This window comes from Paraburkholderia atlantica (assembly GCF_000092885.1).
Lineage (GTDB): Bacteria > Pseudomonadota > Gammaproteobacteria > Burkholderiales > Burkholderiaceae > Paraburkholderia > Paraburkholderia atlantica.
In genome coordinates this window covers 140,181-162,783 of record NC_014120.1, presented here as the reverse complement: position 1 = coordinate 162,783, position 22,603 = coordinate 140,181, and the positions used below count along the sequence as shown (strand labels likewise).

Genomic DNA, 22,603 nt, shown 5'->3' with positions numbered 1-22,603 from the left:
AAGCACTCGTCAGGCAGTGAGCTCGGCGGCGGTCTTGCCGACTTGGGACTCATCGACTTGCACCATAATTCCTTTTTCCATCAGTAGGTCCTCGAGCTCATCCATCGTGATCGGGGTCGGGATCACGCCATTGCCGCCGTTGTGGTGAACTTTCTCCGCAAGCGCGCGATATTGCCCAGCCTGCGCGCTGTCCGGCGCGTACTCGATCACGGTCATCCGACGAAGTTCCGCGTGCTGAACAATGTTGTCCCGCGGAACGAAGTGAATCAATTTAGTGCCTAGCATCGCTGCGAGTGATTCGGCCAATTCGAGTTCCTTGTCGGTTTTGCGCTCGTTGCAAATGAGTCCACCCAAACGGACACCCCCACTGTTCGCATATTTCAAAATTCCCTTCGAGATATTATTAGCCGCGTACATCGCCATCATTTCTCCCGACATTACGATGTAAATTTCCTGTGCCTTGTTCTCGCGAATAGGCATTGCGAAGCCGCCGCAAACGACGTCGCCGAGCACATCGTATGACACGTAATCGACTCCGTCGTAGGCGCCATTCTCCTCAAGGAAGTTGATCGATGTGATGACACCGCGACCCGCGCAGCCGACGCCCGGCTCAGGCCCGCCCGACTCCACACAGCGGATGTTCTTGTAGCCTATTTTCATCACGTCATCGAGTTCGAGGTCTTCGACCGAGCCGGCTTCGGCCGCGAGAGAGAGGATGGTGTCCTGAGCTTTCGCGTGCAAGATAAGACGTGTCGAGTCGGCCTTGGGATCGCACCCTACGATCAGGATCTTTTGCCCAAGGTCGCTAAGTGCCGCAAGCGTATTCTGCGACGTGGTCGACTTACCGATGCCGCCCTTTCCGTAGAAGGCAATTTGTCGAAGTTGAGACATTGTTGTACTCCACTGAGATTTGAAGGTAAGACCATAGGTGAGAATCAGCACTTAATAGCCGCGACCAAGTCCTCAGCCTGCTGTGTCTATATGGTCTTCTTCTAGAGTCACGCATCGGCCGGAGTGTGTCCGCGCCCTCCCTCCTTGCAACGTCCATGCCACAAGCCCATGAATCGACCAAATGCTTGCTCAGCGAGGCCATCCGCAATCCCTCAAATTCCGGCCACCGACAATTTCGACGTCGTGTTGCTGACAAACCGCACGCCGCTTTGCCCCAAATGACACCCACATACAGAGTCGCTGCCCGCTTGAGCCGGCTTACCGCAGTATTGGTCAGCATGCTGCAGCATTGGTACGGATGTTGCGGGTTTCTGGCTGGCCGATGAAAAGGCACGATCCGGCACCAGATCAACTATGCCTATGCCAAGCTATCTCTCCAATTAGGATTACACAATGTCTGATACGCTAACCTCTCCTACACTTAGTGGGACACCATTTGCCCGCCTCGATCACGAGGGGCGCCTCCTCAACCCCGTCTTTAAGGGCCGCACGAATGCGGCTGATAGGATCGGCTTTCGCGGCGAGCTGGCGCTACGATTTGGGCCTCACCTCGCCGACGAGGCCCGTCCGCCCGAGCTCTCTTGCGAGCAGGTGATGGCTGTCGCGAATGCTGGCGACCCACACGTCCAATTCTTCGCAGGTTGGTTACTGAGTTTTGAACACTTGACGAATGTCGGAGAAGTACTCGGCGAGGCCCTGTCGTCCCATGGCAAGTACTTCCTGTTCTGTGACAACATCGATCTGTCCAGTCGTTTTCAGGTGCCGTACAAAGAAGCGACGTTTTATGTTCTGCCGATACTCGAATCGACAGTCTACAACGAGATGCTCGAACTCCTTTACCTGGAGAAGGGCGAACTCAAGAGGAAAGACACTGCCGGGAAGCTCGACGCTATCGTCGATGCGGCGATGCAATTTAGCTTTTCCTTTGACACGATAAGTTACGCGGAAGGCCTCAAACGGATGGGACCGATTCGCGATCAAAATGAAAACAGGCCCGTCTGACGACCGCGTCACGGCAGGTCACCCGCATGTAATTGCTGCCTCGCGTTCCGGAATGTGACGGCGGTTCCAATCACCTCCACCGGAGTGAAAGCATGTCAATGCGCACCAAGACCGCATCACGTCATACCGCGTCACTCGAGACTCCCCCGAGCCACAGGCGCACGGATATCGCGAACGCCGACGCAGATCTTCATGCACCTCCGTGCGTGGCGGTTATGAAATGGCTCGATGCTCACGACTTTCCGGACACTCAATCGCGCAGCATTGACGGCATTACCCCCTTAATGCTGGCGGCGCTGCACGGCGAAGACTACATTGTCGGTGCGCTATTCGAATCAGGCGCACGCATCATCGCCTTCGACGACGAAGGAAACCATGCGCTGTGGTATGCATGTTTGGGGGGCGCACCAGGACGGTTCCTTCGGTTGGTCGGTGCAGGACTCGCTCTTGATCACTTAAACGCGGACGATATGACGTGTCTGATGCAGGCGGCCGCCACCGGTCGAATTGAAGTTATGTGGCTGTTGCTGTCACTCGGCGCGAACGACAGTCTTGTTGCGCCAGACGGCCGTGACGCGCTCGACATGGCTGCCGATTTGGGACTCCGGTTACTGCACGCGGTACACGAACGCAGGGGCCCCAAATTGGTCTCAGCCGGCGAATCGCCTTATTATGGCCCGGGGAGCGCGCGCGGCGTCTTCTCCGATAATGTTTCCCGCTGACCTGCCCCTCGTCATGCCGCTCTACGACTATGTATGTCGCAACTGCAGGTTGCGTTTCGAAATTCTCGTGCGCACGGACTCGCCCGTGGCGTGCCCCCGCTGTCAGAGCACCGAACTGGAGAAGCAGGTCAGTGCGCCGTCCGCCCCAGCGCGCAGCAGGGCAATCATCGCTGCGGCGCGCCGTCAAGCGGCGCATGAGGGACATTTCAGCAACTACTCGACGGTGGACCGCAGCAAACTGTTGCGTGAGAGTTAATAAAGGCGCAGCGACAACATGGCCGATGTTACCTTCTTCTCTCTTTCCGCTGTTCGACCTAGAGAATGAAAGGGACTTCCCCTCTCGCTGGTGTCGATGAATGTTCGCAACTTCATCCTGGCACATTGATGCCGACTCGCGGCTTCCGCCGCAGCCTCGGGACGGGGAAGTCCCTTTCATTCTCTAGTGTTCCGTCCCAGAAATAACTACAAGGGCTTCCCCGTTGAGCACAAGTACTCAACGTGGCTTTCTATTGCTATGAGCCTTGCCGGCGTCGTGTGAGAAGGTGAAGGACTGCGGTACTACAACCGGTCATGTCGGACGCCTTGGTCCGGACCCTCGATCAGCGTCGGGATCAGCGCTTTCAACCGCTTGCCCCAGATCCGGTCGGCGGCCTCCCGAAGGGTGATCAGCGCGGCGCGCACCTCATCGTCATAGCGTCTCTGCGGGCCAGGCTTTACCTTTGGCGCCCGCAATTCCCGGCACAGCACACGGATCGCGTGCTTCCGATGGTAACCCGTCAACTCAACGAATTCGTCCAATATCTGGCGTTTCTCATTCTGGTCAGAACGGCGATACCGCTCGCCGACTGCTTCAGTCAATTCCTGTCGTGTTGTCATGCTGAGCCGCCTCGTCATAAGTCGCTCCCGCCTGCATTCTGACGGGTAGCAAATTACATGAGGCAACGACTCTCGCCTGGTAACAAAAAACCCGAGTCAATGCGTCTCTCATCCAGATTGTCGCGCCACACTCAGATACAAACCGACAATATCGCGCACCTTCTCAACAAAGTATGGATCAGTAGAAAGCTTCAAGCTCTTCGAGCGATGAGGCTGCACGCCGAACAGCGACAGGTACCGGGCTACCGAGCTCTTCGAAATACCCGTTTGCGCAGCAGCAGAACGCACACTCCAGTGCGTTGCGCCGTCCGGCTTCTCATGCAGAACCTTCGCCAGCAACTCGGCCACCGCTTCGTCGTCATGCGCGCGCGGTCGCCCCGTGCGCGCCTCGTCATGCAGACCGGCAAGCCCCTGGGCGACAAAACGCTTTTTCCAGTGCGTGATCGCAGGAGGCGTTACTTCATATTGCATCGCGATTTCCTGGTTCGTATGACCGTCAGCGGCCATTAACACAATTTTTGCCCGGCGCACCAGCGAATGAGGCAGCGACCGCGAGCGGCTCATCGACAGCAATTGCTCCCGCTCCAGTTCCGAGACCATCACCTCGATTCCCTTGCGCCCCATGATCGCCTCCACTCAACATCACTTGATCATAGAGCAACATAATTAAATGCAAAGTTATTTATGGGACGGAACACTAGCAGGTTGTTGAAAAGCACCTCGTCATGAGGACCGAAGCGATGGTCAGGAGTGTTTCGCGTGCAATTTCCAACTGAAATCGGGATGGGCCGATCAGTTTGCGCAGGCAACGCGCCTGCGCGGGGATGCCAGGCCTCGCGGGCCGCGCGCATCGGCGGCTCATTGCACCGCTCCGGTATGCATCGCGTCCATTATTCGCGCCATGCGCGTGAGATTGCTCGCGACCATTGTCAGCTTGAAGTGCTGGTCGACCCGCTTGATGCCGCGATACACCGTCTGCCGGATCCGACCGACCGTCTTGCCCCAGCCGAAATGCTCCTCGATACGCTTGCGGATGACCTGACTCATCCAGTATCCCGCGTGCCGCGAGGTACGCTCATCGATCGCGCTGCCGCCCTGGCGGGCGTCGTTGCGTGCGACATGCGGGGTTATGTTGCGCGCCCGGCAATCGTTTACGAAATCATTCGCGTCGTACGCCTTGTCGGCACCGACTGTCTTCGCGTGAGTGCCAGGCACGCGCTCGAGCAGTCGCAGCGCACTGGCGCGCTCGTCAAAGCCATCCGCATGGCTTACCACGGCACCGATCACCAGCCCGGAGCGGTTCTCCATCAAGATATTGCCCCTGGTAACAGAGGATGGCCGGACTCTGCTTACTCTTCTGAACAGGCGCGCATCCGCATCAGTGCTCGACTCATGCGTGTCATTGCTACGTCGCTCACCCTTCTGGTCGGCTTCGGCGTTGCGCCCGCCGCCGGCCGGTGGATCGTCCGATCCGTCCTTGCGGCGAAAACTTTTGTGACTCGCCCAAGCCTGGATGAGCGTGCCGTCGACCGAGAAATGCTCCCGGGACAGCAGACCCTGCCTGTCGGCGAGAGTCATCACTTCGGTAAAGAACGACTCCACGACCTCATGCTCGAGCAGCCGGTCACGGTTCTTCGAGAAGACGGAGTGGTTCCATACAGTGTCCTCGATGGCCAGTCCAACGAACCAGCGGAACAGGAGGTTGTACTGCATCTGCTCCATCAGCATGCGTTCGCTTCGCACCGAGTAGAACACCTGCAACAGAAGCGCACGCACCAGCTTCTCCGGTGCAATCGAGGCCCGGCCGCTGTCCGCATAGATGATGCCGAACAATCCGTTGAGCCGCGTCAACGCCTGATTGACAAGCAACCGTATGGGGCGCAACGGATGATCGGCCGGAACGAAGTCCTCAAGCTTGACCGTCGTGAAAAGAGCTTCCTGCGTCTCATCCATTCCGCGCATCGAATTCACTGCCAAAGTTCATGAACACGATATCCATAACGTTCGGCCCCAGGATCCCGTTTACGCGGGACCGAAATTCAACAGCCTGCTAGAGATAGATGGGGGCCCCCGCACCGACGTTGGTCGCCGTGTCCTTCAAAGTTTTGACGATGTACTTCACATCCTGAATAGTAAGCTGAGTGTGCAGCGGCAACGCGAGTGCTCGATCCCCAATCCGCTCGGTATCGGGCAGGTAGCCTCGTCGACCTCCAATAGCATCGGCGGCCTTCATGTAATGAAACTGCTCATGCAACGGATGGCTGTAGGCTGCCGTTTCTACCCCGCAAGCCAGCATGTCGTCGATCATTTGAGCACGCGCGCTGTGAGTAAACCTCTTGCCCAGATGCACAACGTAAAGCATCCAATTCACTTCGTCCACGTCCTCCGCCTGATACGGTGGTTTGATCCCTTCGAAGCTCTCCATCGCTTCATGATACCAGGCTTCGACCCGCTTCCGTTGGGCGAGCCGCTCCTCGAGCCCTGCCAGTTGTGCCAGGCCGAGCGCGGCGGTGATTTCACTCATACCCGCCTGCAGCGGCACCTGGGCACCGAGGGAGACCGACTTTCGATCGGCGCTCAGACGTCGCCTCAAGTAACGCAGTTCCTGCGCCAAGCTGGCGTCGTCAGTGACGAGCATTCCGCCCTCTCCCACACACAACGCGGAGGGTGGCGAAAAGTCAAAAACCGTCACTTTACCGAACGACCCCACGCAGCGCCCACGGTAGCGTGATCCGAGCGCCTCAGTGCTATCCTCGATCAGGCTCAGACCATTCACATCGGCAAGCTCGCGCAACGATTGCCAGGCGGCAGGATGCCCGTTAGTATTCCCCGCAAGGATTGCACGCGTCCGATGTCCAATCTTCTCTTGTGCCTTCATCGCGTCGAGGCAGCCGCTCCAGTAGTCGATATCGGCAAACACCGGTGTCGCCCCAACGAGGGTGATCGCATGCGCGATCTGATGCCATGTATGCGATGCGCAGATGACTTCATGGCCTTGACCAATGCCGAGCGCGCGCAGCGCAATCCAAGTGCCGAGCGTCCCGCTCGCCACTGCGACCGCGTGGACACGGCGGCTCCATCGTGCGAATGCAGTCTCAAAAGAATCGAGCATTGGTCCGTGGCTCCAGCACGACGATTGCAGGACCGCGCGAACCAGCTCGATCTCCCGCGGCCCGCACGCTGGCTCAGTAAGTGGAATTGCCTCAGTTTCCATCGCAGACTCCGTCTTCGGCAAGGATGAGCATATTGGCCTCACTTGCGTCTGTTGTCACGGAGACACAGACACCTGTCGACGTCGCGAGATAAACGCGGCGGCCCCGAAACTGGATGAGGGGTTTTTCATCGACAAGCTCGACGGCGCTAATCCGAATGACTCGCACATCGGGATACAACTTCCGCCAGGTTGCCGCAGCCTCCGGCAGCGTCGGTTCGCGCAGAATTAACTCGACGATAGCACTGATCTGATCTGCTGTAAGTGCCATGTCAGTCCCGCTCACCCGCGACGCGACGCGCTTCTACGGTGACAGGAAGCGTTGTATCGGCCGCCATCTCCGGCAGTTGGAATCGCCAGCCGTTCGCAAGCGTTATCACTCCACCCCACATCTTCTTGCCATCGATGCCGACGATCTGCTCCTCGAGATCCTTCTTTGGCACGTAGGCGCTGAGTATGCCCTTCCTGTCCATGCGGATCATTAGTTTCACGTTGAGACTTCCAAGGTCGGTTAAAAGATTCGCACTGCAACAAGTAAATCCAATAATTCTAACGATCGGTCGACAAGCACAGCGCTCGTCGGAGGTGGATCTTGTTCTGCGACGAGCACCTCCCAGCTCTGATAGAGCCGATATCGTCCTTCCGCTCTTACGACGGTCCGGCCGGGCGCGATCTCCCCTTCAGTGCCGCGACCGCCTGCCCGTCAAAATAACTGATTGACCGCATCGCCAGACTCGCCAACACCACGTATTCTGGCCATTCCGGCAAGCCTCCAAGCCTTAACTAGATAGCGACTTTCGCACCGGCCTCGATAGACGTCACCGTTGCAAAGTTCCCGCAACTGCTTGACGCGGATGACCGACGACTAGACGGCCTCCGTCGACTTGCGAACCGACCGGTGCGTCGCCACCATGCGCGTTACACGAGCCGCTGCGGTCAGGTCCTTCGGCGCTACGAAGACCCATCCAGCCGAGATTGGCCGCATGCTCGCCCAAACGGGCGAGCACGTCATGTGGAAGGTGGTCGAGCGTGCATAGCTCCTTGGCGCGCATGCCGACGCGATGGTCGATTTCGACGAAGTGAACTGCATAGATGTAGAACCGTTGCAGGAAGGTTTGGATTCCGATCACATACCCCACGTCGCCTTTGCTGACGAGCGATTCACCCATAGACTTACCGGCGTAGGTGCCGTCGTTGCGGATGGAGAAGCGCGAAATGACGCGCTCACCAATGCTGAAGCGAGGCGCAAATGTGACCTCAATGAGGTCATCGTTGTCAATTCCAGTCATGCTTTTTCTTCCTTGTCATACCGAACTGCTAGTTCAAGACAACTTCTGTGGAGGAACGGGGTCACCCGCGTCCGATCGCACTCACATCAATCCGAACGACATCCGCACTGGCCGAAACTGCCGACCGTTGGTCCTCCTTGATAAATGCGAAACCTGACCGATCTGGTGTTTCGACAAAGTCGATCTTCAGACCATCTAACAAAACGCGGCTTTCTGCCGGCAAGAAAAGCCGCAGTCCATGAAGCTCGATGGTCTCGTCGCCGGTCCTAGCCTCTACTTTGGCACTGAATTCGGCGTCGTATACGGAACATCCGCCGGACCTGACAAGAAGACGAAAACCGGCACTCGATGGCAAGCCGGAAAAACGCACCACACGGCGCATAAACTTTTCCGCGGCAGCGGTAACAGAAAATTTGGTCAACGTGATATTGGCATGGTACCAGTTAGCAATCGTTGGAACATTCCTCAGTGTCCTGCCCGTGGCTAGCGATGCTAGCTCACCACAATGCACCCGTCCACTGGACAAACGGCCAAGCACTGCGGAGTATCAAACTGTCCTTCGCATACGGTACATTTCTTCGGATTGATCGCGAAGATGCCACCTTTCTCGCTTATGGCGACATTCGGGCACTGCGGCTCGCAGGCCGAGCAGCCGGTACAGGTCGAGGCAATGATCTTCAGGGGCATAATGGCACTCCTTGTAATGATGGTTTGTATAGCGCGGGCAGCCGTTCCCTTTGTCCGTCTGCCGCTCAATCAGCAGCAGCCGTCGCAGTGATCGACGTCTTCTGCCGGATCCCAGGGGCGCCACGCTCCACGTGCACGGTCACGCCTTTCGTGATGCGGCTGCAATATTCGATGAACCATATCAGCGCGGCTTTCTCGATTGTTTCGTACGCGTACTGGTCCACCGGCTCAATGCCCGCCTGCGACAGTTCCTTGCGCGGACACAAACCGACCTTCGCAACCAGTACAGCGTGGCAATCGCCGATCGCTTGTATGAGCGGTGGCAGGCGATCTTCATCATCATGGCCGCCCCGACAATACGCCTCCACGCGGCGGTGTCCCACAAAGATCGCTCCGCCAGCGCTGACCTCGAAAATCTGGAACTCGGAGACATGCCCGAAATGTGCGTTCACTCGGCCGTCTCCCTTCGTCGCGACAGCGATCAGGACCTTCAGGTCGGCCAGCACTTCGCTCGCCTTCACCAAAGCCATTGCAGTCTGTTTCGCGTCGCGCTGCGCATTGCGTTGCACTTCCACTCGGCGCTGATGTTCTCGACGGTAATTCGCGTCGGACCTAGTTTCCAAGTCGTCGATCCTGTCAAGTTTGAACTCCTCGCGACGGTCCTCACTCAGTAGACCTACTGCGTCCGCACGGCACTGACGGCAATGGCGCATTAACGTAGCGCCTCCCTTGCAACGGTCCTGCACGGCCATTAACTCGGTAGCAGTAGGGCCACGCTGTCCGTGCAGTCCGAAATACGTGCCATGCCCAGCGTCCGAGATGAGTGGCATGATGTTGTGCAGGAAAGCACCGCGCCTCTTCACTTCGCTGTTCACCTCGATCAGGTGTTCGTCATTTATGCCTGGAATCAACACCGAGTTGATCTTCGTCAACACGCCGCGCGCCGTGAGCATTTCGAGCCCTTGCATTTGCCGCTCGTGAAGGATCTGCGAGGCCTCCTTGCCCCTGACGCGCCGGTGGTCCCAAAAAATCCATGGGTAGATCAATTCACCGACGTTGGGGTCCACCATATTGATGGTGATCGTCACATGCTCAACAGCGTTGCTGCAAATCTCATCGACAAAGTCCGGCAACGCTAGTCCGTTCGTTGACAGACATAGCTTGATGTCCGGAGCGCGCTCGCGGAGCATACGGAAAGTGTCAAAAGTCCTCCTCGGATTGGCGAGCGAGTCACCGGGACCCGCAACGCCCAACACCGTCAACTGCGGAATCGTGGCCGCGACGGCCATAACCTTACTCACGGCCTGCTCCGGCGTCAGCTTCTCCGACACGACGCCGGGTCGCGACTCATTGGAACAGTCATATTTACGATTGCAGTAGTTGCATTGGATGTTGCAGGCGGGCGCCACCGCCACATGCATTCGCGCGTAATAGCGATGCGCTTCTTCCGAAAAACAAGGATGCTTGTTTATCCTTTCCCATACTTCTGCCGGCTCGCGCTCATGAACGTCCGATGAACCGCAGCCCGACTTGTCTGCGCGGCGGTGGGTGTCGCAGCCGTCGATCTGAACAAGCGCATCTCCGGTCACCCTCAGGGTTAGTGTCTTTTGGATGCCGACAGGCGCAGTCGAGGACAGCGTGCTGGCATTCGCGCAATCTTGCATGGATGTTCTCTCCAAAGCCTTCTGTGGTTCGCCGGCTTTATCAGCGAAATCCATGCCACTCACGCGAACTCCATTGATATCGGTACGTTAGTTGGTCAACCAACTCAATGTTCTTGTTACGTCTCTTGACCAAGACCCGACAACCCGGCCGTATTCTGTCGCTGTCACGACAAAAATAACGCACTGGTCGTGAGCACAAGTTGCTTTTGATATGCCACTATCCGCTCTCAATCACCGGGCACTGCCGCATCGTGTGCGTGGGGCATCCGCGATCTTCCGCGTGAAGGGCAAGGTTCGCCGTTCGTATGGCGCCAGCAGGGCACCGCAAAGCGTTGTTTTGCCTGTAGACCTGCACCTGGCACAACGCTTGCGATCGATGGCCGACAACTGAAGAGATCCGACATGAGCAACCCAATCATCAATGACACGACACTTCGCGACGGCGAGCAAACCGCTGGCGTCGCATTTTGCACGGAGGAAAAGTGCGCGATTGCCGCCGCACTGTCGCAAGCTGGCGTCGCCGAACTCGAAATCGGCATTCCAGCCATGGGCGAAGACGAAATGGCGTGCATTGATGCGATTGCCGACATGAACCTCGACGCTCGTCTGATGGTTTGGGGGCGACTCACCGACGAGGACATCAGCGCGGCGTCACGCTGCGATGCCGACATGATTCATCTTTCGGTCCCCGTATCGGATATTCACTTGCAACACAAGCTACGGCAGCCGCGTAGTTGGGTGTTAGCGCGCATCGCACGCGTCATTGGTAAGGCTGCGAAAAGCCGCCCCAAGATCTCCCTCGGTATGGAAGACGCCTCGCGTGCGGATCCCTCGTTCATCTTAGAAGTTGTGCGATGCGCAGAGCAGCATGGGGCCCAGCGCGTACGATTTTCGGACACCGTCGGCATATTGGACCCTTTCAAGACATTCCACGCCATCGCAGCAATTCGCGCCGCCGTGGACCTGGAGATCGAAGTCCATTCGCACGACGACCTCGGACTCGCCACCGCCAACACGCTAGCGGCCCTCTCGGCAGGGGCGACCCACGCCAGCACTACCGTCAACGGTCTGGGTGAGCGGGCCGGCAATGCAGCACTTGAGGAAGTCGTCATGGGCACGCGACATCTGCTCCGACGAGACACCGGCATTGACGCAACTGCGTTACGCGACATCTCATCGCTGGTCGAGCGGGCGTCTGGCCGCGCTATTTCCTCCTCCAACAAGAGCATTGTTGGTAGGGACGTCTTCACGCACGAGTCAGGCATTGATACCGACGGCCTTTCGAAGCACCCCGCAACCTACGAGGGATTCGATCCCGCAGAACTAGGCCGGCAACGGTCGACGATACTCGGCAAACATTCTGGATCCCAAAGTGTGCGTGACGCCTACGACGCTCGTGGCGTCACAGTGCCCGAGCGGCTTGTGCCCCAGTTGCTTGCACGTATCCGGTCATTTGCCACACAGTACAAACAGGAGCCGGGGACAGCCGATCTGCATCGCTTCCTGGCGCAAGCACGTGGCATTCGAGTTAAGGTGTCTTGAGGCCGTCATCGGGTGCGTATTGGTCCAATAGGAGAAACGACGTGCAAGAGGTTATCGAACAACTGCATCGCCTGTCGTCCGCGGAAGACTTCCTGCGATTCTTTGACATTTCATTCGACGAGAAGGTAGTGAACGTCAGCCGCCTGCACATTCTCAAGCGTTTTTTTCAGTACATCGAGCAACAGAAGGCGCTACCGCGTAATAACGCGGCGGCTGTGTTCTCTATCTATCGATGTTTACTGAATAAGGCCTACAACGACTTCGTCTTGTCCACGCCCGCAGAGCAAAAGGTTTTCAGAGTCTTTCAGGAAGCGGACGGACGGCGGGTCGTCTCAATTGACCAGCTGCGCGCGTCGCTGCCAGCACGCGGCGACGCCTGACCCCGGAGTACCCAATGCATATTGTCGTTTGCATCAAGCAGGTACCGGACTCGGCACAGATCCGCGTCCACCCTGTCACCAACACCATCATGCGTCAAGGCGTCCCAGCCATCGTAAACCCGTACGATCTGTTCTCGCTGGAGGAAGCGTTGAGGCTAAAGGACCGCTTTGGCGGTACTGTAACCACACTCTGCATGGGGCCGCCGCAGGCTGAAGACGCACTTCGCAAATGCGTCAGCTATGGGGCCGACGACGCTGTACTCGTCACCGATCGCGCTTTCGCTGGCGCCGACACGCTGGCAACGTCATATGCGCTGGCTGCCGCGATCCGACAAATCGCCAAGGAACAGCCGGTCGATATTATCTTTACTGGCAAGCAGACTATCGACGGCGACACTGCTCAGGTCGGCCCCGGCATCGCTACACGCATGGGCTTCCAGTTGCTCACTTACGTGTCCAGGATCGTGGAAATCGACCTCACCGCACGCTCGATCGTCGTCGAGCGTCGCGCAGAAGGCGGCGTACACGTACTCAAAACTCGATTGCCATGCTTGGTGACAATGCTTGAGAACACCAACGAACTTCGCTTCGCGGCGCTGCCCAGAATGATCCAAGCGGCAGCTTTTCCGGTACGGAAATGGAATCGCGAGCAGGCCGGCATCGAGGACGTTAGCAAAATTGGGCTGAAAGGCTCACATACCGTAGTGAGCAAAGTGTTCGGCCCAACACCGCGCGAGCAAAAAGCCGAAATGCTCACACTGGATATGGCGAGCCTGCGCGGCGTCTCGTTGGATCTGGTGCATAGGATGTTCGCTCGCCATCCGACTTTGGAGGCAGACGTGCTAATGAAGAGGACCTTATGAACTCGACCGTTACCGCGAAAAAGCAGCCGGCCTTGAACGCCATAGGCCGCAACCTGGAGCTACCCGAACATCTCAAAAACTACACCGGTGTCTGGGTCTTCCTTGAGCACGACCGCGGCCACGTGCATAACGTGTCGTGGGAGCTGCTCGGCGAAGCGCGCAAGCTTGCCGACAAACTTGGCAGCAACGTCTGCGTGGCGGTGCTCGGCGGCACGGATGAGCCCCTCGAAAAGTTTTCAACTGAGGCGTTCAGCCTTGGAGCGGACAAAGCCTATGTCATTCACGACCCAGTGTTGCGTGGCTATCGCAATGAGCCATTCACAAAGGGGCTGACCGATCTGGTCAACAAATACCGCCCTGAAATTCTACTGCTCGGCGCGACCTCGATGGGCCGGGATCTCGCCGGCTCCGTTGCGACGACCCTGCTCACCGGGCTCACCGCCGACTGCACCGAACTGAACATCGATCCGACCTCCCGGGCACTGGCGGCCACCCGTCCGACGTTTGGCGGCTCGTTGCTCTGCACGATCATGACGCTTGCATATCGCCCGCAGATGGCGACGGTACGCCCACGGGTCATGGCGATGCCCTCAGCGCAAGAAGGCCGCGTCGGCGAGATCGTGCAGGAAACACTGGGGCTCGTCGAAGCCGACATTGCCACCAAATTGCTCGACTTTGTCGCCGATGCGACAACTTCTCAGATCAACCTTCCGTATGCGGATGTGATCGTCAGCGGCGGCAAGGGTCTCAGAACTCCGGAGAATTTTCAACTAGCGTTTGATCTGGCGCGCGTACTCCGTGGTGAAGTCGGCGCTACGCGCCCGTGCGTGCAGGCAGGTTGGGTCGAGGCGGATCGACAGGTCGGGCAAACTGGCAAAATCGTGCGGCCAAAACTTTATATCGCAGCCGGCATCTCGGGGGCAATCCAGCATCGCGTCGGCATGGAAAGCTCGGACGTGATTGTCGCAATCAACACCGATCCCAACGCACCTATTTTCGATTACGCGCATTACGGCATCGTCGGGGACGCACTGCAGTTGCTGCCCGCGCTAACGCACGCCTGCAAGGAACACTTGGCATTTCGGCAAATGCGAGACACTAGGAGAGTTAGATGAGAGAATCGTCGCAATTCGACGCGATCGTCGTGGGTGCCGGACCGTCGGGCAACGCTGCGGCCTATGTTATGGCTAAAGGTGGACTGAAAGTACTTCAAATCGAACGCGGCGAATATCCCGGTAGCAAGAACGTTCAAGGTGCGATTCTTTACGCCAATGCACTTCAAGAAATCATCCCAGACTTCCGTGACGACGCGCCACTTGAGCGCCACATCATTGAACAGCGCATGTGGATGCTCGACGATACTTCGTTTGTAGGCACACACGCGCGGAGCGACGACTATAACAAGCCACCGTATAACCGCTACACGATCATACGGGCGCAATTCGACAAGTGGTTTTCGTCGAAGGTCCGTGAGGCCGGTGCCTTACTGATCTGCGAGACTACGGTGAATGACCTGATTCTGGACGGAGACCAAGTTGTCGGCGTCCAGTGCGACCGCGAACACGGCGAAGTTTATGCGAATGTCGTGATTCTCGCGGACGGCGTCAACTCAACTTTGGCCCGCAAAGCGGGCTTTCATGGTGAGATCGAAGCGCGCAACGTCGCACTAGCTGTGAAAGAGATCCTCTTCATGCCCGAGGAAACAATTCGCGAGAGGTTTAACGTTGCCGATCAAGAAGGCGTTGTAATAGAGATGATTGGACGAATCACAGATGGCATGGCAGGGACTGGGTTTCTTTACACGAACAAGGAGTCGCTGACGATCGGCGTCGGCTGTATGCTGAGCGACTTCAAGAAGAACTCTAATCGCACAACCCCGTATCTGCTTCTCGAGAAAATGAAGCGTCACCCGTCCATCGCTCCTCTTATCGCGGGCGGCGAGATGAAGGAGTACTGCGCGCACCTCATTCCCGAAGGAGGGTTTAATGCGATTCCGCAAGTATACGGTAACGGCTGGATGATCGTCGGTGACTCGGGCGGCTTCGTCAACGCCGCACACCGAGAAGGCTCCAATCTCGCGATGACGACGGGGCGCCTCGCCGCCGAGACAGCAATAGCCGCCAAAGCGGCCGGCCGCCACGGCTACCGTGCCAGCACGCTGTCAGCGTATAAGGACGCGCTAGACAAGAGTTTCGTGATGAAGGACTTGCACAAGTACCGCGATATGCCGAAGGTCTTACACCATAATCCCCAGTTCTTTACCACATACCCTGATCTCGTCGCGAAAGCGGCCCGCACGATGATGACGGTCGATGGCATCGACAAGAAGACCAAGAAACGCGAGGTCATAACCAGCTTCCGTAAAAGTCGCTCGGTGACAGGGCTGATCGGCGACGCATACAAATTCTGGAGGGCTTTCCGATGAATAATACGATCACTGCCAACATCGACGAAAAGCTGTTTCAAAATCGCTACCGAGTGGACGTCGGGCGGCCGCACGTCCGCATAAAAGACGTGGACATTTGCACCAACGATTGCACGGAAAAGAGCTGTACATTCGTGTGTCCCGCCTCCTGTTATCGGAACGAGAACGACGGCTCAGTCACGTTGGTCACCGACGGCTGCCTCGAATGCGGTAGTTGCCGAATTTTGTGCACCGAACACCATAATGTTGAATGGGCCTATCCGCGCGGGGGATATGGCATACAGTTCAAGTTCGGTTAAACGAAAAAGCTCAGTATCGCTCCCGCGGCTGAGCGCCTTATCACATCCGGAGAAACTTTGATGAATCTCATTACTGGTATCGAGTCGACGGGTCTGTTCGGCGGTAAAGTTCCGGCCGGCGTACTACAGCTGATCGAGAGCACCCGCCGCGGCAGCGATGACGATGTGGCCGCCGCGTTGTGGACCGCCATCCTGTCCTATCCGCGCTGCCTGCCGCCCTACTATCTGCTATATAAGTTCCATGCAAACCGGGGCGAACTTGGCGAGGCGCATAGAGTCGCAACGAGGGCTTTGGCGGTCGCTGCCGGCGAAGCGTCGATCAGCAGTGATTGGTGCGCGGTGCAGCCGGGCGACGCGGACTTCTCTATTCCCGGGCCGCCGCGCTTTTGGCTCTTTACGCTGAAGGCGCTTGCGTTCATCAGCGTACGGCGTGGCGAACGGGCCCATGCACTGAAGCTGATTGCCAAACTACGCTGGCTGGACCCGATTGATTGCATCGGTTTCGAGGTCGTCGAAGCCTTACTCGCGCGGTCAGGACACGGCAATCGCAAACTGACGAATTGACAGACAGCAATTCGTCACTAGAAGGGGAACTCCCACGATTCATTGGAGCTTTTCCGTTGCCCAATCGAAATGCGCGGTCAGCTTTGTGATGCTCCATCCTTCCGGCATGGTGCATAGCACCTCCTCAACAACATGCAGACCATGGCTTCGTGCGTGTTCGGTGCGGAAGGCAATCCCGGTATCGTCAATGTCGCGTCTACCTTCATGCAGGGGTGCGCATCAATCTGGCCGAAGGTTGCGAGCGAATTCCGGATCTCGCCGCTGACGGCGTCGCAATCTCCGAACAACTAGCGCAATTCTAGTTCGAAAAGCATGAGAACAACGGGCCGCCAGCGGAGTTGAGCATCCTTTCGTGCGATGTCGGTAAGCGGCTCAGCAGGGCCGTTCGTCAATTCGCTTGCAAGTGAGGCATGATGGTGAACTGGAGCCGCCGGTCAGGTAGAGGGGGCTGGCGGACTGGCTGGCGTGTGCAGCTTGTCGGCCACACGCCAAGGCAGAAGCTCGTCGATGCGATTGATTTTGTGATCGGCGATCTGGGTTAGCACATAGTCGAGGTAGGCACGCGGATCGATGTCATTCAGTTTGCAAGTGCCAATCAATGCGGACATCGAAGCTGCCCGTTCACCACCACTGTCGGAGCCGACGAATAAAAAATTTTTCCGGCCCAGGCTTACACAGCGCAGCGCGTTCTCCGCGATGTTGTTGTCGATCTCGAGCGTACCGTCTTCGCAATACAACGTCAGTGCACTCCGCTGGTTCAGCGTGTAGTTGATCGCCTTGGCCGTATCGGACTTCGACGACAGCGTTTCAAGCTTTGCCCTGAGCTACGCTTCATAGATCTGAAGCAGTGGTCTGGCTTTCTCCTGCGTATTCGCAACCGCTCGGCGGCTGGCCTGCCGCCAATGGAGGCCTCGATGTCATAGAGCCCGCCAATATATTCGAGTGCCTTTTGTGTTGTGTCAGATGGCGTGCGCACAAGGATGTCGTAGAACTTTCTCCTCGCGTGCGCATGGCACGCCGCCTCGCGTATCGAGCCATCGCGGAACAATTCGTCGAATCCCGCGTAAGCGTCCGCTTGCAGGATCCCTTTGAAGTCGGCGAGATGGGTTTGAGGATGCATGCCTTGCCGGTTCGGCGAGTACGCGAACCAGACCGACGCCGGTTGCGTCGAGCCCGAGCGATGATCGTCGCGCACGTAGACCCATAGCCGGCGGGTGCGCGTCTTCCTGTTGCCCATTGAGAGCACCGGGATCGGCGTGTCATTCGCGTGCAGCTTGGTCGCGGCCATCGTATAGCGGCGCAGCGCCTCTGTTAGCGGAGCGCACAGTGCCTCGCACTGGCCGATCCATCGGCCCATACTGGCCCGGGGGTCAATCGTCGCGCCGTCGTGCGCCGCGATCGCCGATTGCCGGTACAACGGCTGGTGGTCTGCATACTTCGAAACGAGGATGTCTGCGAGCAAGCTCGGATGGGCGATGCTCCGCTCGATTGGCAGGCCGGGCATCGGGGGCTGGGTGATAGTGCTGCAGCATGGGCAAACCAGTTTGCGCCGGATCGTGCGATTGACCTTGAACGCCGCTGCGACCCGGGCGAGTTGTTCCGATTCGTCCTCGCCAAGCACCTGCATTGGTTGTCCGCAATGCGGGCAACTTGATTCAGGCTTGCGCACATGATCCTCGCGCGGCAGATGCGTGGGAAGCGCTTGCCTGGAAGCCGCTTCGTCCGTCGTCGCATTTGAGGTGGACGCATTTGCACTTCGGGCCTGCGCACGCTGCACATCCACAACGCCCCGCCCAGCCGCCAGATCCTCAAGTTGAGTCTCGAGCGTCTCGATTTGCCGCTGCAACCGCTCGGACTTGCGACCGAACTGCATGCGCCTGAGCTTGTCGATCTGCGCCTTGAGCTGCTCATCAACCTCGACATCGCGTTCGGCAAGCAGGCTACGGGCCTCAACCAGCAAGGCCTCCAGGAGCTCGACATCGTCAGGAAGATCGGCGCCGTTCGACATGCGCCGTAGTTTACGAGTCCGCCGCGCGGTTTACAACATCGATAGTGCGGCAGTGCGACGGGGCTGTCGCCAGTCGATGCCCTCAAGCAGCATCAACAGTTGCGCAGAGCTCAGATGGACCTTGCCACCGTCGGCCTTGGGCCATCTAAAACGGCCTCGTTCAAGCCGCTTCGCGAGCAGCCAGATTCCGTCCTCCGTAGCCCAGAGAATCTTTACCAGATCGCCCCGACGGCCCCGGAAGATGTAGACGTTGCCGCACAGCTGATTCTCCTCAAGCGCTGTTTGCACCTTCGCTGCCAACCCATGAAACCCGCATCGCATATCAGTGACACCAGCAGCGATCCAGATGCGCGTGCCCGCCGGTAGGGAGATCATGAGCGCAGACTGCCCAGCACAATCCGCAGCATATCGGCATCAACCAGGCCGCCCACGTTAACCACCGCACGACCGATCCGATCTCGATCGTGCCGACCGGTGATACAGACTTCGCGCCCTGCGCTTGCGCTTCTACCGGAGCTGTTGCAATGACCTCCGTTGGGTGTCGTTGAGCAATACGATCGGAATGAGCCCGGCAGATCGAGCTTGCTGATCGGCCAGATATCGCCGCCGCCAGGTGAACAGCATGTTCGCGTTGATGCCGTTCTCCCGCGCCAGCTTCGCGACCGATACGCCAGGTTCGCAAGCTGCTGCTGCCAGTCGCTCACGCCTCCCGTGGGTAGTTCGGGCGCCCCGTTCGAGAACCCGGCTTCTTCACGGCAGACTGTGTCAAAGTGGTGCCCATCAGATTGGAAATGATGGGCATCACTTTGATGTCGCCCTCAGCCACCGTCTATAACGGCCGGCACGAGCCGCTTACCGATGTGGGGGCGGCTGTTCTGCTCTTATCAGTAGGAATCCAGTTGGCCGGATGCAATTGAGACGATTCGGCACCGCCGCTTACTGACTAGGAGGCGAGTCAACCATTCGCATCCGGTCAGTCGACACCCCCGGTACCGTTACTCCATCGACCGCACCGTCCCGGCCCCTCCCGACGCCTTCAACCGAAGTGGGCGCAAAGTAGACGCGCTCGGGTGGCCACGCGTGGGTAGTGCGAACCGGTCACCCGACAGCTACAGATCATGCCGTCGTTGACGCTCGGGCCGTCATGCCCCGGATAAAGCGATGCGCGCGCCATTGAAGCAAAGCGTGATGCCGACGCTTGGACACCGATCAGGACGGCAAGACCGACTCGATGCCTGCGCGTCGTGCAACCTGCCGAAGTGGCGGAGGGAGTCAGGACGCCGACAGTCGTGCGGGCGTCGGTTTATTACGCAGATCCGCCCCCGTTACTATCTTCCCGCCTCAATAATTGAGGCTTTGGCCAGCCAGACCCGGAATGATTCTCGCCCCCAGTCGCAGTCATGATCCAGGCGGTGTTGTCACCGGGCCTGGTGGGTGGCTGGTGATCGCTAATAGGGGCTCGGCTGGGACATTCCAAGGCCGTCCGTAACGTGGATGCCGAGACTTGACACCGTTGTTGCAGGCCAAACCGCTCAACCTGCAAAATAATCGATGCAAGAAAACCAACAACATAGCTCCGTCCGATGTATTCGTTGGCGTCGATGTCGGCAAAGGCCACCATCATGCCGTCGCTCTTGATCGGAACGGAAAGCGCCTGTACAACAAGGCGCTGCCCAACCCCCGGCGTCAGAATAGTTGTCGTGTCGCTTGATTCTTAGACTTGGTCCGGGGGCGGTAGAATTGGCATGAATGAAAGCCTACCCAGAAGGACGAAAAGAAGCGCTGGTGCGTCGCATGATGCCGCCGGAGAATGCGCCGGTGTCATCGCTAGCACGAGAAACGGGGATTACCGAACAGACGTTGTACACGTAGCGCCGACAGGCGAAAGGGCAAGGATTGAATGTGCCGGGCGATGGAAAGAATCCGGAAGGATGGTCTTCGGAAGACAAGTTTGCCGTCGTGCTGGAAATTGCCCCGCTCAATGCAGCGGGGCTGGCCGAGTACTGCCGTCGCAAAGGTCTCTACCCCGAGCAGGTTGCTGCGTGGCGAGCGGCCTGTATGGGCGCCAACGCGAATGCTGCGGAGCAGGCGCGCGAGCAACGTCAACATTCCAAAGAAGAAAAGCGGCGCATCAAGGAACTCGAGAAGGAGTTGCAGCGCAAGGAGAAGGCGCTGGCCGAAGCGGCAGCGCTGCTGGTTCTCAGAAAAAAAGTCCAGGCGATCTGGGGAGAACAAGAGGACGATTGATCAACGTCTCGGATCGCCTGTTATGTATATCGTTGATCCGCGAGGCGGCGAAGTCGGGTTGCCGCCTGGAGCAGGCATGCGAAGAGCTGGGCCTGAGCGTGCACACGTTCCAGCGCTGGGTTCGTGATGGCGAGACGGTGCGAGCCGACGGCCGCAGCACGGCCTCGCGGCCCGAGCCCAGCAACAAGCTGAGCGAAGCCGGACGGCAGCGGATTCTGGAGGTGGCCAATAGCGCCGAGTTCGCCAGTTTGCCGCCCAGTCAGATCGTGCCGAGCCTGGCGGACCGCGGGGTGTATCTCGCGTCGGAGTCGAGCTTTTACCGCGTATTGCGAAGTGCCTTGCAGCAGCACCGCCGAGGTCGGGCACGGCAGCCTTCGTCACGTATGCCCGCCAGCCATTGTGCGACAGCACCGAATCAGCTGTGGTCATGGGACATCACCTGGTTACCGGCGGCGATCAAGGGCAAGTTCTAGCGCGCGTGAAGCGACGCGACAACTACGTTGACAAACACCGCCAACGATGAAGCCAAACTGCGCGCGCTCATTAGGGAACTCAAGGGGCACGGCCAACTTCTGTTTGTCGTCGACCAGCCCGCCGCCATTGGCGCGCTGCCCGTGGAAATTGCGCGTGATGAAGATCTTCTGGTCGCCTATTTGCCGGGTCTGGCCATGCGCCGCATCGCCGATCTGCATGCGGGCGAAGCCAAGATCGATGCCCGCGATGCCGCCATCATTGCTGAAGCCGCGCGCTCGATGCCGCACACGCTGCGCTCGCTTCGACTGGCCGACGAACCGCTCGCCGAACTGACCATGTTGTGCGGTTTCGACGATGACCTCGCCGCACAGATCACGTAGACCAGCAACCGCATCCGTGGCCTGCCTACCCAGATCCATCCCGCACTGGAACGAGTTCTCGGCCCACACCTCGGTCATCCTGCCGTGTTCGATGTGCTTGAGCGATAGCCATCGCCCGCCGAGCTTGCCGCTACCAGCGAAAAAACACTCGCCAACCGCCTCACCAAACTCGCACCGCGCATGGGCAAAAAGCCTTGCGGTCGAGACCGTTCAGGCGCTGGGCGAACAGGCTGTGATCGTGCCCGGCATTCAGGCCACAACAATCGTCATACCGCGTCTGGCCCAGCAGCTCGCGTCCTTGCGCAAGTAACGCGACGAAGTTGCCACCGAAGTGGAACGCCTGGTGCACGCACACCCTCTTTGGCCAGTCCTGACCAGCATGCCGGGGGGCGGCGTCAGGACCGCCGCCAGACTCCTCACTGAAGGCGCTCACGAAGCCTTCTTCAGCCGCCCATCTTGCCCTCTCTTGAGCACCTTGTCACCCCGCCTGGATGGATGTTCGCCTCGGATGGACAAACCTGAGCGTCGTGTGACCGGGGCGAGGCCGGCATAGGCGGCATGGACGATCCTGTAGCCCGTTCGAAAAGTGACGCGGGTGGGTCGGGGGGTGCCCCTAAGTCGTCCGTCAAGCGTTAAGGGTGAATTTCTGCTGGTAGAAGGTGCCGTCGCGCAGCATCGCGAACAATACGTCGCAGCGCCGTCTGGCAAGAGGGCAATGAGCGCTTGATTGTGGCGCTTGCCCTGCTGGACCTTACGAGCCAGTCGGACTGGTTGCTGCTCTGTCATGGTCCGTAAGTCGGACCGGTTCGCAACTAACGATAACCCTTACTTGAACAGCAGCGCTTCGATATCACATAGACTGAGCCGAAACCTGAAGCATAGGACATCGCGCAACTGATGACCGCCGCTGGAAAGCGATGACCGTGGGTCACAGCGATCTCGCATCCTAAGCACGCGATCGTACTCGGTCAATTCAGCAATGTCACAGTGCCTCTCTGACTGCTCAGAGCCCAACGGAT

22 protein-coding genes and 7 pseudogenes are annotated in these 22,603 nt (G+C 58.4%); 13 read left to right on the top strand and 16 right to left on the bottom strand.

Translation table 11 applies throughout. The features are described 5' to 3' along the window. Positions 1 to 9: 9 nt before the first annotated feature. Complete coding sequence (gene nifH, locus BC1002_RS34045; protein ID WP_013094509.1) at positions 10 to 891, bottom strand: nitrogenase iron protein; 882 nt, start codon at positions 889 to 891, stop codon at positions 10 to 12. A 453-nt stretch (positions 892 to 1,344) separates the two neighbouring features. Between nifH and BC1002_RS34040 the strand changes: the two genes are divergently transcribed. The 3 genes from BC1002_RS34040 to BC1002_RS34030 all read left to right on the top strand — a co-directional run bounded on the left by BC1002_RS34040 (position 1,345) and on the right by BC1002_RS34030 (position 2,931). Continuing rightward, complete coding sequence (locus BC1002_RS34040) at positions 1,345 to 1,953, top strand: hypothetical protein (protein WP_013094508.1); 609 nt, start codon at positions 1,345 to 1,347, stop codon at positions 1,951 to 1,953. Between the two features lie 215 nt (positions 1,954 to 2,168). Beyond that, positions 2,169 to 2,675: an ankyrin repeat domain-containing protein gene (locus BC1002_RS34035; RefSeq protein WP_238538116.1), complete on the top strand. Its 507-nt coding sequence runs from the start codon at positions 2,169 to 2,171 to the stop codon at positions 2,673 to 2,675. A 13-nt stretch (positions 2,676 to 2,688) separates the two neighbouring features. Then, positions 2,689 to 2,931 (top strand): FmdB family zinc ribbon protein, encoded by a 243-nt coding sequence (locus BC1002_RS34030; protein WP_013094506.1) that lies wholly within the window; start codon positions 2,689 to 2,691, stop codon positions 2,929 to 2,931. Positions 2,932 to 3,233: 302 nt separating this feature from the next. Here the strand turns inward: BC1002_RS34030 and BC1002_RS34025 are convergent, their stop codons facing one another. From BC1002_RS34025 to nifB, 10 genes and pseudogenes are all read right to left on the bottom strand, one after another. Beyond that, entirely contained in the window at positions 3,234 to 3,551 is a 318-nt protein-coding gene (locus BC1002_RS34025; RefSeq protein WP_238538115.1) for a hypothetical protein, read from the bottom strand. Between the two features lie 129 nt (positions 3,552 to 3,680). Continuing rightward, positions 3,681 to 4,175 (bottom strand): annotated as a pseudogene (locus BC1002_RS34020) (IS630 family transposase); the annotation flags it as partial. 234 nt (positions 4,176 to 4,409) lie between these two features. Continuing rightward, entirely contained in the window at positions 4,410 to 5,513 is a 1,104-nt protein-coding gene (locus BC1002_RS34015) for an IS5-like element ISBusp3 family transposase (RefSeq protein ID WP_013094503.1), read from the bottom strand. 88 nt (positions 5,514 to 5,601) lie between these two features. Beyond that, positions 5,602 to 6,765, bottom strand: a complete 1,164-nt coding sequence (locus BC1002_RS34010; RefSeq protein ID WP_013094502.1) for a DegT/DnrJ/EryC1/StrS family aminotransferase — start codon at positions 6,763 to 6,765, stop codon at positions 5,602 to 5,604. Then, positions 6,755 to 7,033, bottom strand: coding sequence for a hypothetical protein (locus tag BC1002_RS34005; protein ID WP_013094501.1), 279 nt, complete (start codon positions 7,031 to 7,033; stop codon positions 6,755 to 6,757). The genes BC1002_RS34010 and BC1002_RS34005 overlap by 11 nt, the downstream gene beginning before the upstream one ends. A gap of 1 nt (position 7,034) precedes the next feature. Beyond that, positions 7,035 to 7,253, bottom strand: coding sequence for a putative nitrogen fixation protein NifT (gene nifT / locus BC1002_RS34000; protein ID WP_013094500.1), 219 nt, complete (start codon positions 7,251 to 7,253; stop codon positions 7,035 to 7,037). A 327-nt stretch (positions 7,254 to 7,580) separates the two neighbouring features. Beyond that, the gene (locus BC1002_RS33995; RefSeq protein WP_013094499.1) at positions 7,581 to 8,051 is read right to left on the bottom strand and encodes a nitrogen fixation protein NifZ; all 471 of its coding nucleotides are present in this window, start codon (positions 8,049 to 8,051) and stop codon (positions 7,581 to 7,583) included. Between the two features lie 61 nt (positions 8,052 to 8,112). Continuing rightward, complete coding sequence (locus tag BC1002_RS37180; RefSeq protein ID WP_013094498.1) at positions 8,113 to 8,472, bottom strand: HesB/IscA family protein; 360 nt, start codon at positions 8,470 to 8,472, stop codon at positions 8,113 to 8,115. A 71-nt stretch (positions 8,473 to 8,543) separates the two neighbouring features. Further along, positions 8,544 to 8,738 carry a 4Fe-4S binding protein gene (locus BC1002_RS37175; protein WP_013094497.1) on the bottom strand — a complete coding sequence of 65 codons (195 nt, stop codon included), beginning with the start codon at positions 8,736 to 8,738 and terminating at the stop codon, positions 8,544 to 8,546. A 65-nt stretch (positions 8,739 to 8,803) separates the two neighbouring features. Continuing rightward, the gene (gene nifB, locus BC1002_RS33985) at positions 8,804 to 10,402 is read right to left on the bottom strand and encodes a nitrogenase cofactor biosynthesis protein NifB (protein ID WP_013094496.1); all 1,599 of its coding nucleotides are present in this window, start codon (positions 10,400 to 10,402) and stop codon (positions 8,804 to 8,806) included. 402 nt (positions 10,403 to 10,804) lie between these two features. Here nifB and nifV point away from each other — a divergent pair, with 402 nt between their 5' ends. The 7 genes from nifV to BC1002_RS33955 are packed head-to-tail and all read left to right on the top strand — an operon-like array spanning position 10,805 to position 16,475. Next, on the top strand, positions 10,805 to 11,944 hold the full coding sequence (nifV, locus tag BC1002_RS33980; RefSeq protein ID WP_013094495.1) for a homocitrate synthase: 1,140 nt from the start codon (positions 10,805 to 10,807) through the stop codon (positions 11,942 to 11,944). A gap of 41 nt (positions 11,945 to 11,985) precedes the next feature. After that, complete coding sequence (gene nifW / locus BC1002_RS33975) at positions 11,986 to 12,324, top strand: nitrogenase stabilizing/protective protein NifW (RefSeq protein ID WP_013094494.1); 339 nt, start codon at positions 11,986 to 11,988, stop codon at positions 12,322 to 12,324. Positions 12,325 to 12,338: 14 nt separating this feature from the next. Beyond that, positions 12,339 to 13,187 carry an electron transfer flavoprotein subunit beta/FixA family protein gene (locus tag BC1002_RS33970; protein ID WP_013094493.1) on the top strand — a complete coding sequence of 283 codons (849 nt, stop codon included), beginning with the start codon at positions 12,339 to 12,341 and terminating at the stop codon, positions 13,185 to 13,187. Further along, the gene (locus BC1002_RS33965) at positions 13,184 to 14,302 is read left to right on the top strand and encodes an electron transfer flavoprotein subunit alpha/FixB family protein (protein ID WP_013094492.1); all 1,119 of its coding nucleotides are present in this window, start codon (positions 13,184 to 13,186) and stop codon (positions 14,300 to 14,302) included. Before BC1002_RS33970 ends, BC1002_RS33965 begins: the two co-directional genes overlap by 4 nt. Beyond that, positions 14,299 to 15,612 carry an FAD-dependent monooxygenase gene (locus tag BC1002_RS33960; RefSeq protein ID WP_013094491.1) on the top strand — a complete coding sequence of 438 codons (1,314 nt, stop codon included), beginning with the start codon at positions 14,299 to 14,301 and terminating at the stop codon, positions 15,610 to 15,612. Before BC1002_RS33965 ends, BC1002_RS33960 begins: the two co-directional genes overlap by 4 nt. Further along, positions 15,609 to 15,911 carry a ferredoxin family protein gene (locus tag BC1002_RS37170; RefSeq protein ID WP_013094490.1) on the top strand — a complete coding sequence of 101 codons (303 nt, stop codon included), beginning with the start codon at positions 15,609 to 15,611 and terminating at the stop codon, positions 15,909 to 15,911. The genes BC1002_RS33960 and BC1002_RS37170 overlap by 4 nt, the downstream gene beginning before the upstream one ends. Positions 15,912 to 15,971: 60 nt before the next feature. Beyond that, positions 15,972 to 16,475: a hypothetical protein gene (locus BC1002_RS33955; RefSeq protein ID WP_013094489.1), complete on the top strand. Its 504-nt coding sequence runs from the start codon at positions 15,972 to 15,974 to the stop codon at positions 16,473 to 16,475. A gap of 434 nt (positions 16,476 to 16,909) precedes the next feature. Here the strand turns inward: BC1002_RS33955 and tnpC are convergent. From tnpC to BC1002_RS39260, 3 genes and pseudogenes are all read right to left on the bottom strand, one after another. Beyond that, positions 16,910 to 18,483, bottom strand: a pseudogene (gene tnpC, locus BC1002_RS33950) (IS66 family transposase). A gap of 30 nt (positions 18,484 to 18,513) precedes the next feature. Then, positions 18,514 to 18,858 (bottom strand): IS66 family insertion sequence element accessory protein TnpB, encoded by a 345-nt coding sequence (gene tnpB, locus BC1002_RS33945; RefSeq protein ID WP_013094488.1) that lies wholly within the window; start codon positions 18,856 to 18,858, stop codon positions 18,514 to 18,516. A gap of 132 nt (positions 18,859 to 18,990) precedes the next feature. After that, entirely contained in the window at positions 18,991 to 19,137 is a 147-nt protein-coding gene (locus tag BC1002_RS39260) for a hypothetical protein (protein WP_238538121.1), read from the bottom strand. A gap of 897 nt (positions 19,138 to 20,034) precedes the next feature. Here BC1002_RS39260 and BC1002_RS38165 point away from each other — a divergent pair. The 3 pseudogenes from BC1002_RS38165 to BC1002_RS33930 form a co-directional block, all read left to right on the top strand. Continuing rightward, a pseudogene (locus BC1002_RS38165) lies at positions 20,035 to 20,161 on the top strand (IS110 family transposase); the annotation flags it as partial. A 71-nt stretch (positions 20,162 to 20,232) separates the two neighbouring features. Beyond that, a pseudogene (locus tag BC1002_RS39495) lies at positions 20,233 to 21,200 on the top strand (transposase family protein); the annotation flags it as partial. Between the two features lie 45 nt (positions 21,201 to 21,245). Further along, positions 21,246 to 22,113: pseudogene (locus BC1002_RS33930) on the top strand (IS110 family transposase); the annotation flags it as partial. Here the strand turns inward: BC1002_RS33930 and BC1002_RS39920 are convergent. Next, positions 22,092 to 22,151, bottom strand: a pseudogene (locus BC1002_RS39920) (hypothetical protein); the annotation flags it as partial. The pseudogenes BC1002_RS33930 and BC1002_RS39920 sit on opposite strands and share 22 nt — an antisense overlap. Before the next feature lie 58 nt (positions 22,152 to 22,209). Then, a pseudogene (locus tag BC1002_RS38155) lies at positions 22,210 to 22,340 on the bottom strand (IS110 family transposase); the annotation flags it as partial. Positions 22,341 to 22,603 lie beyond the last annotated feature (263 nt).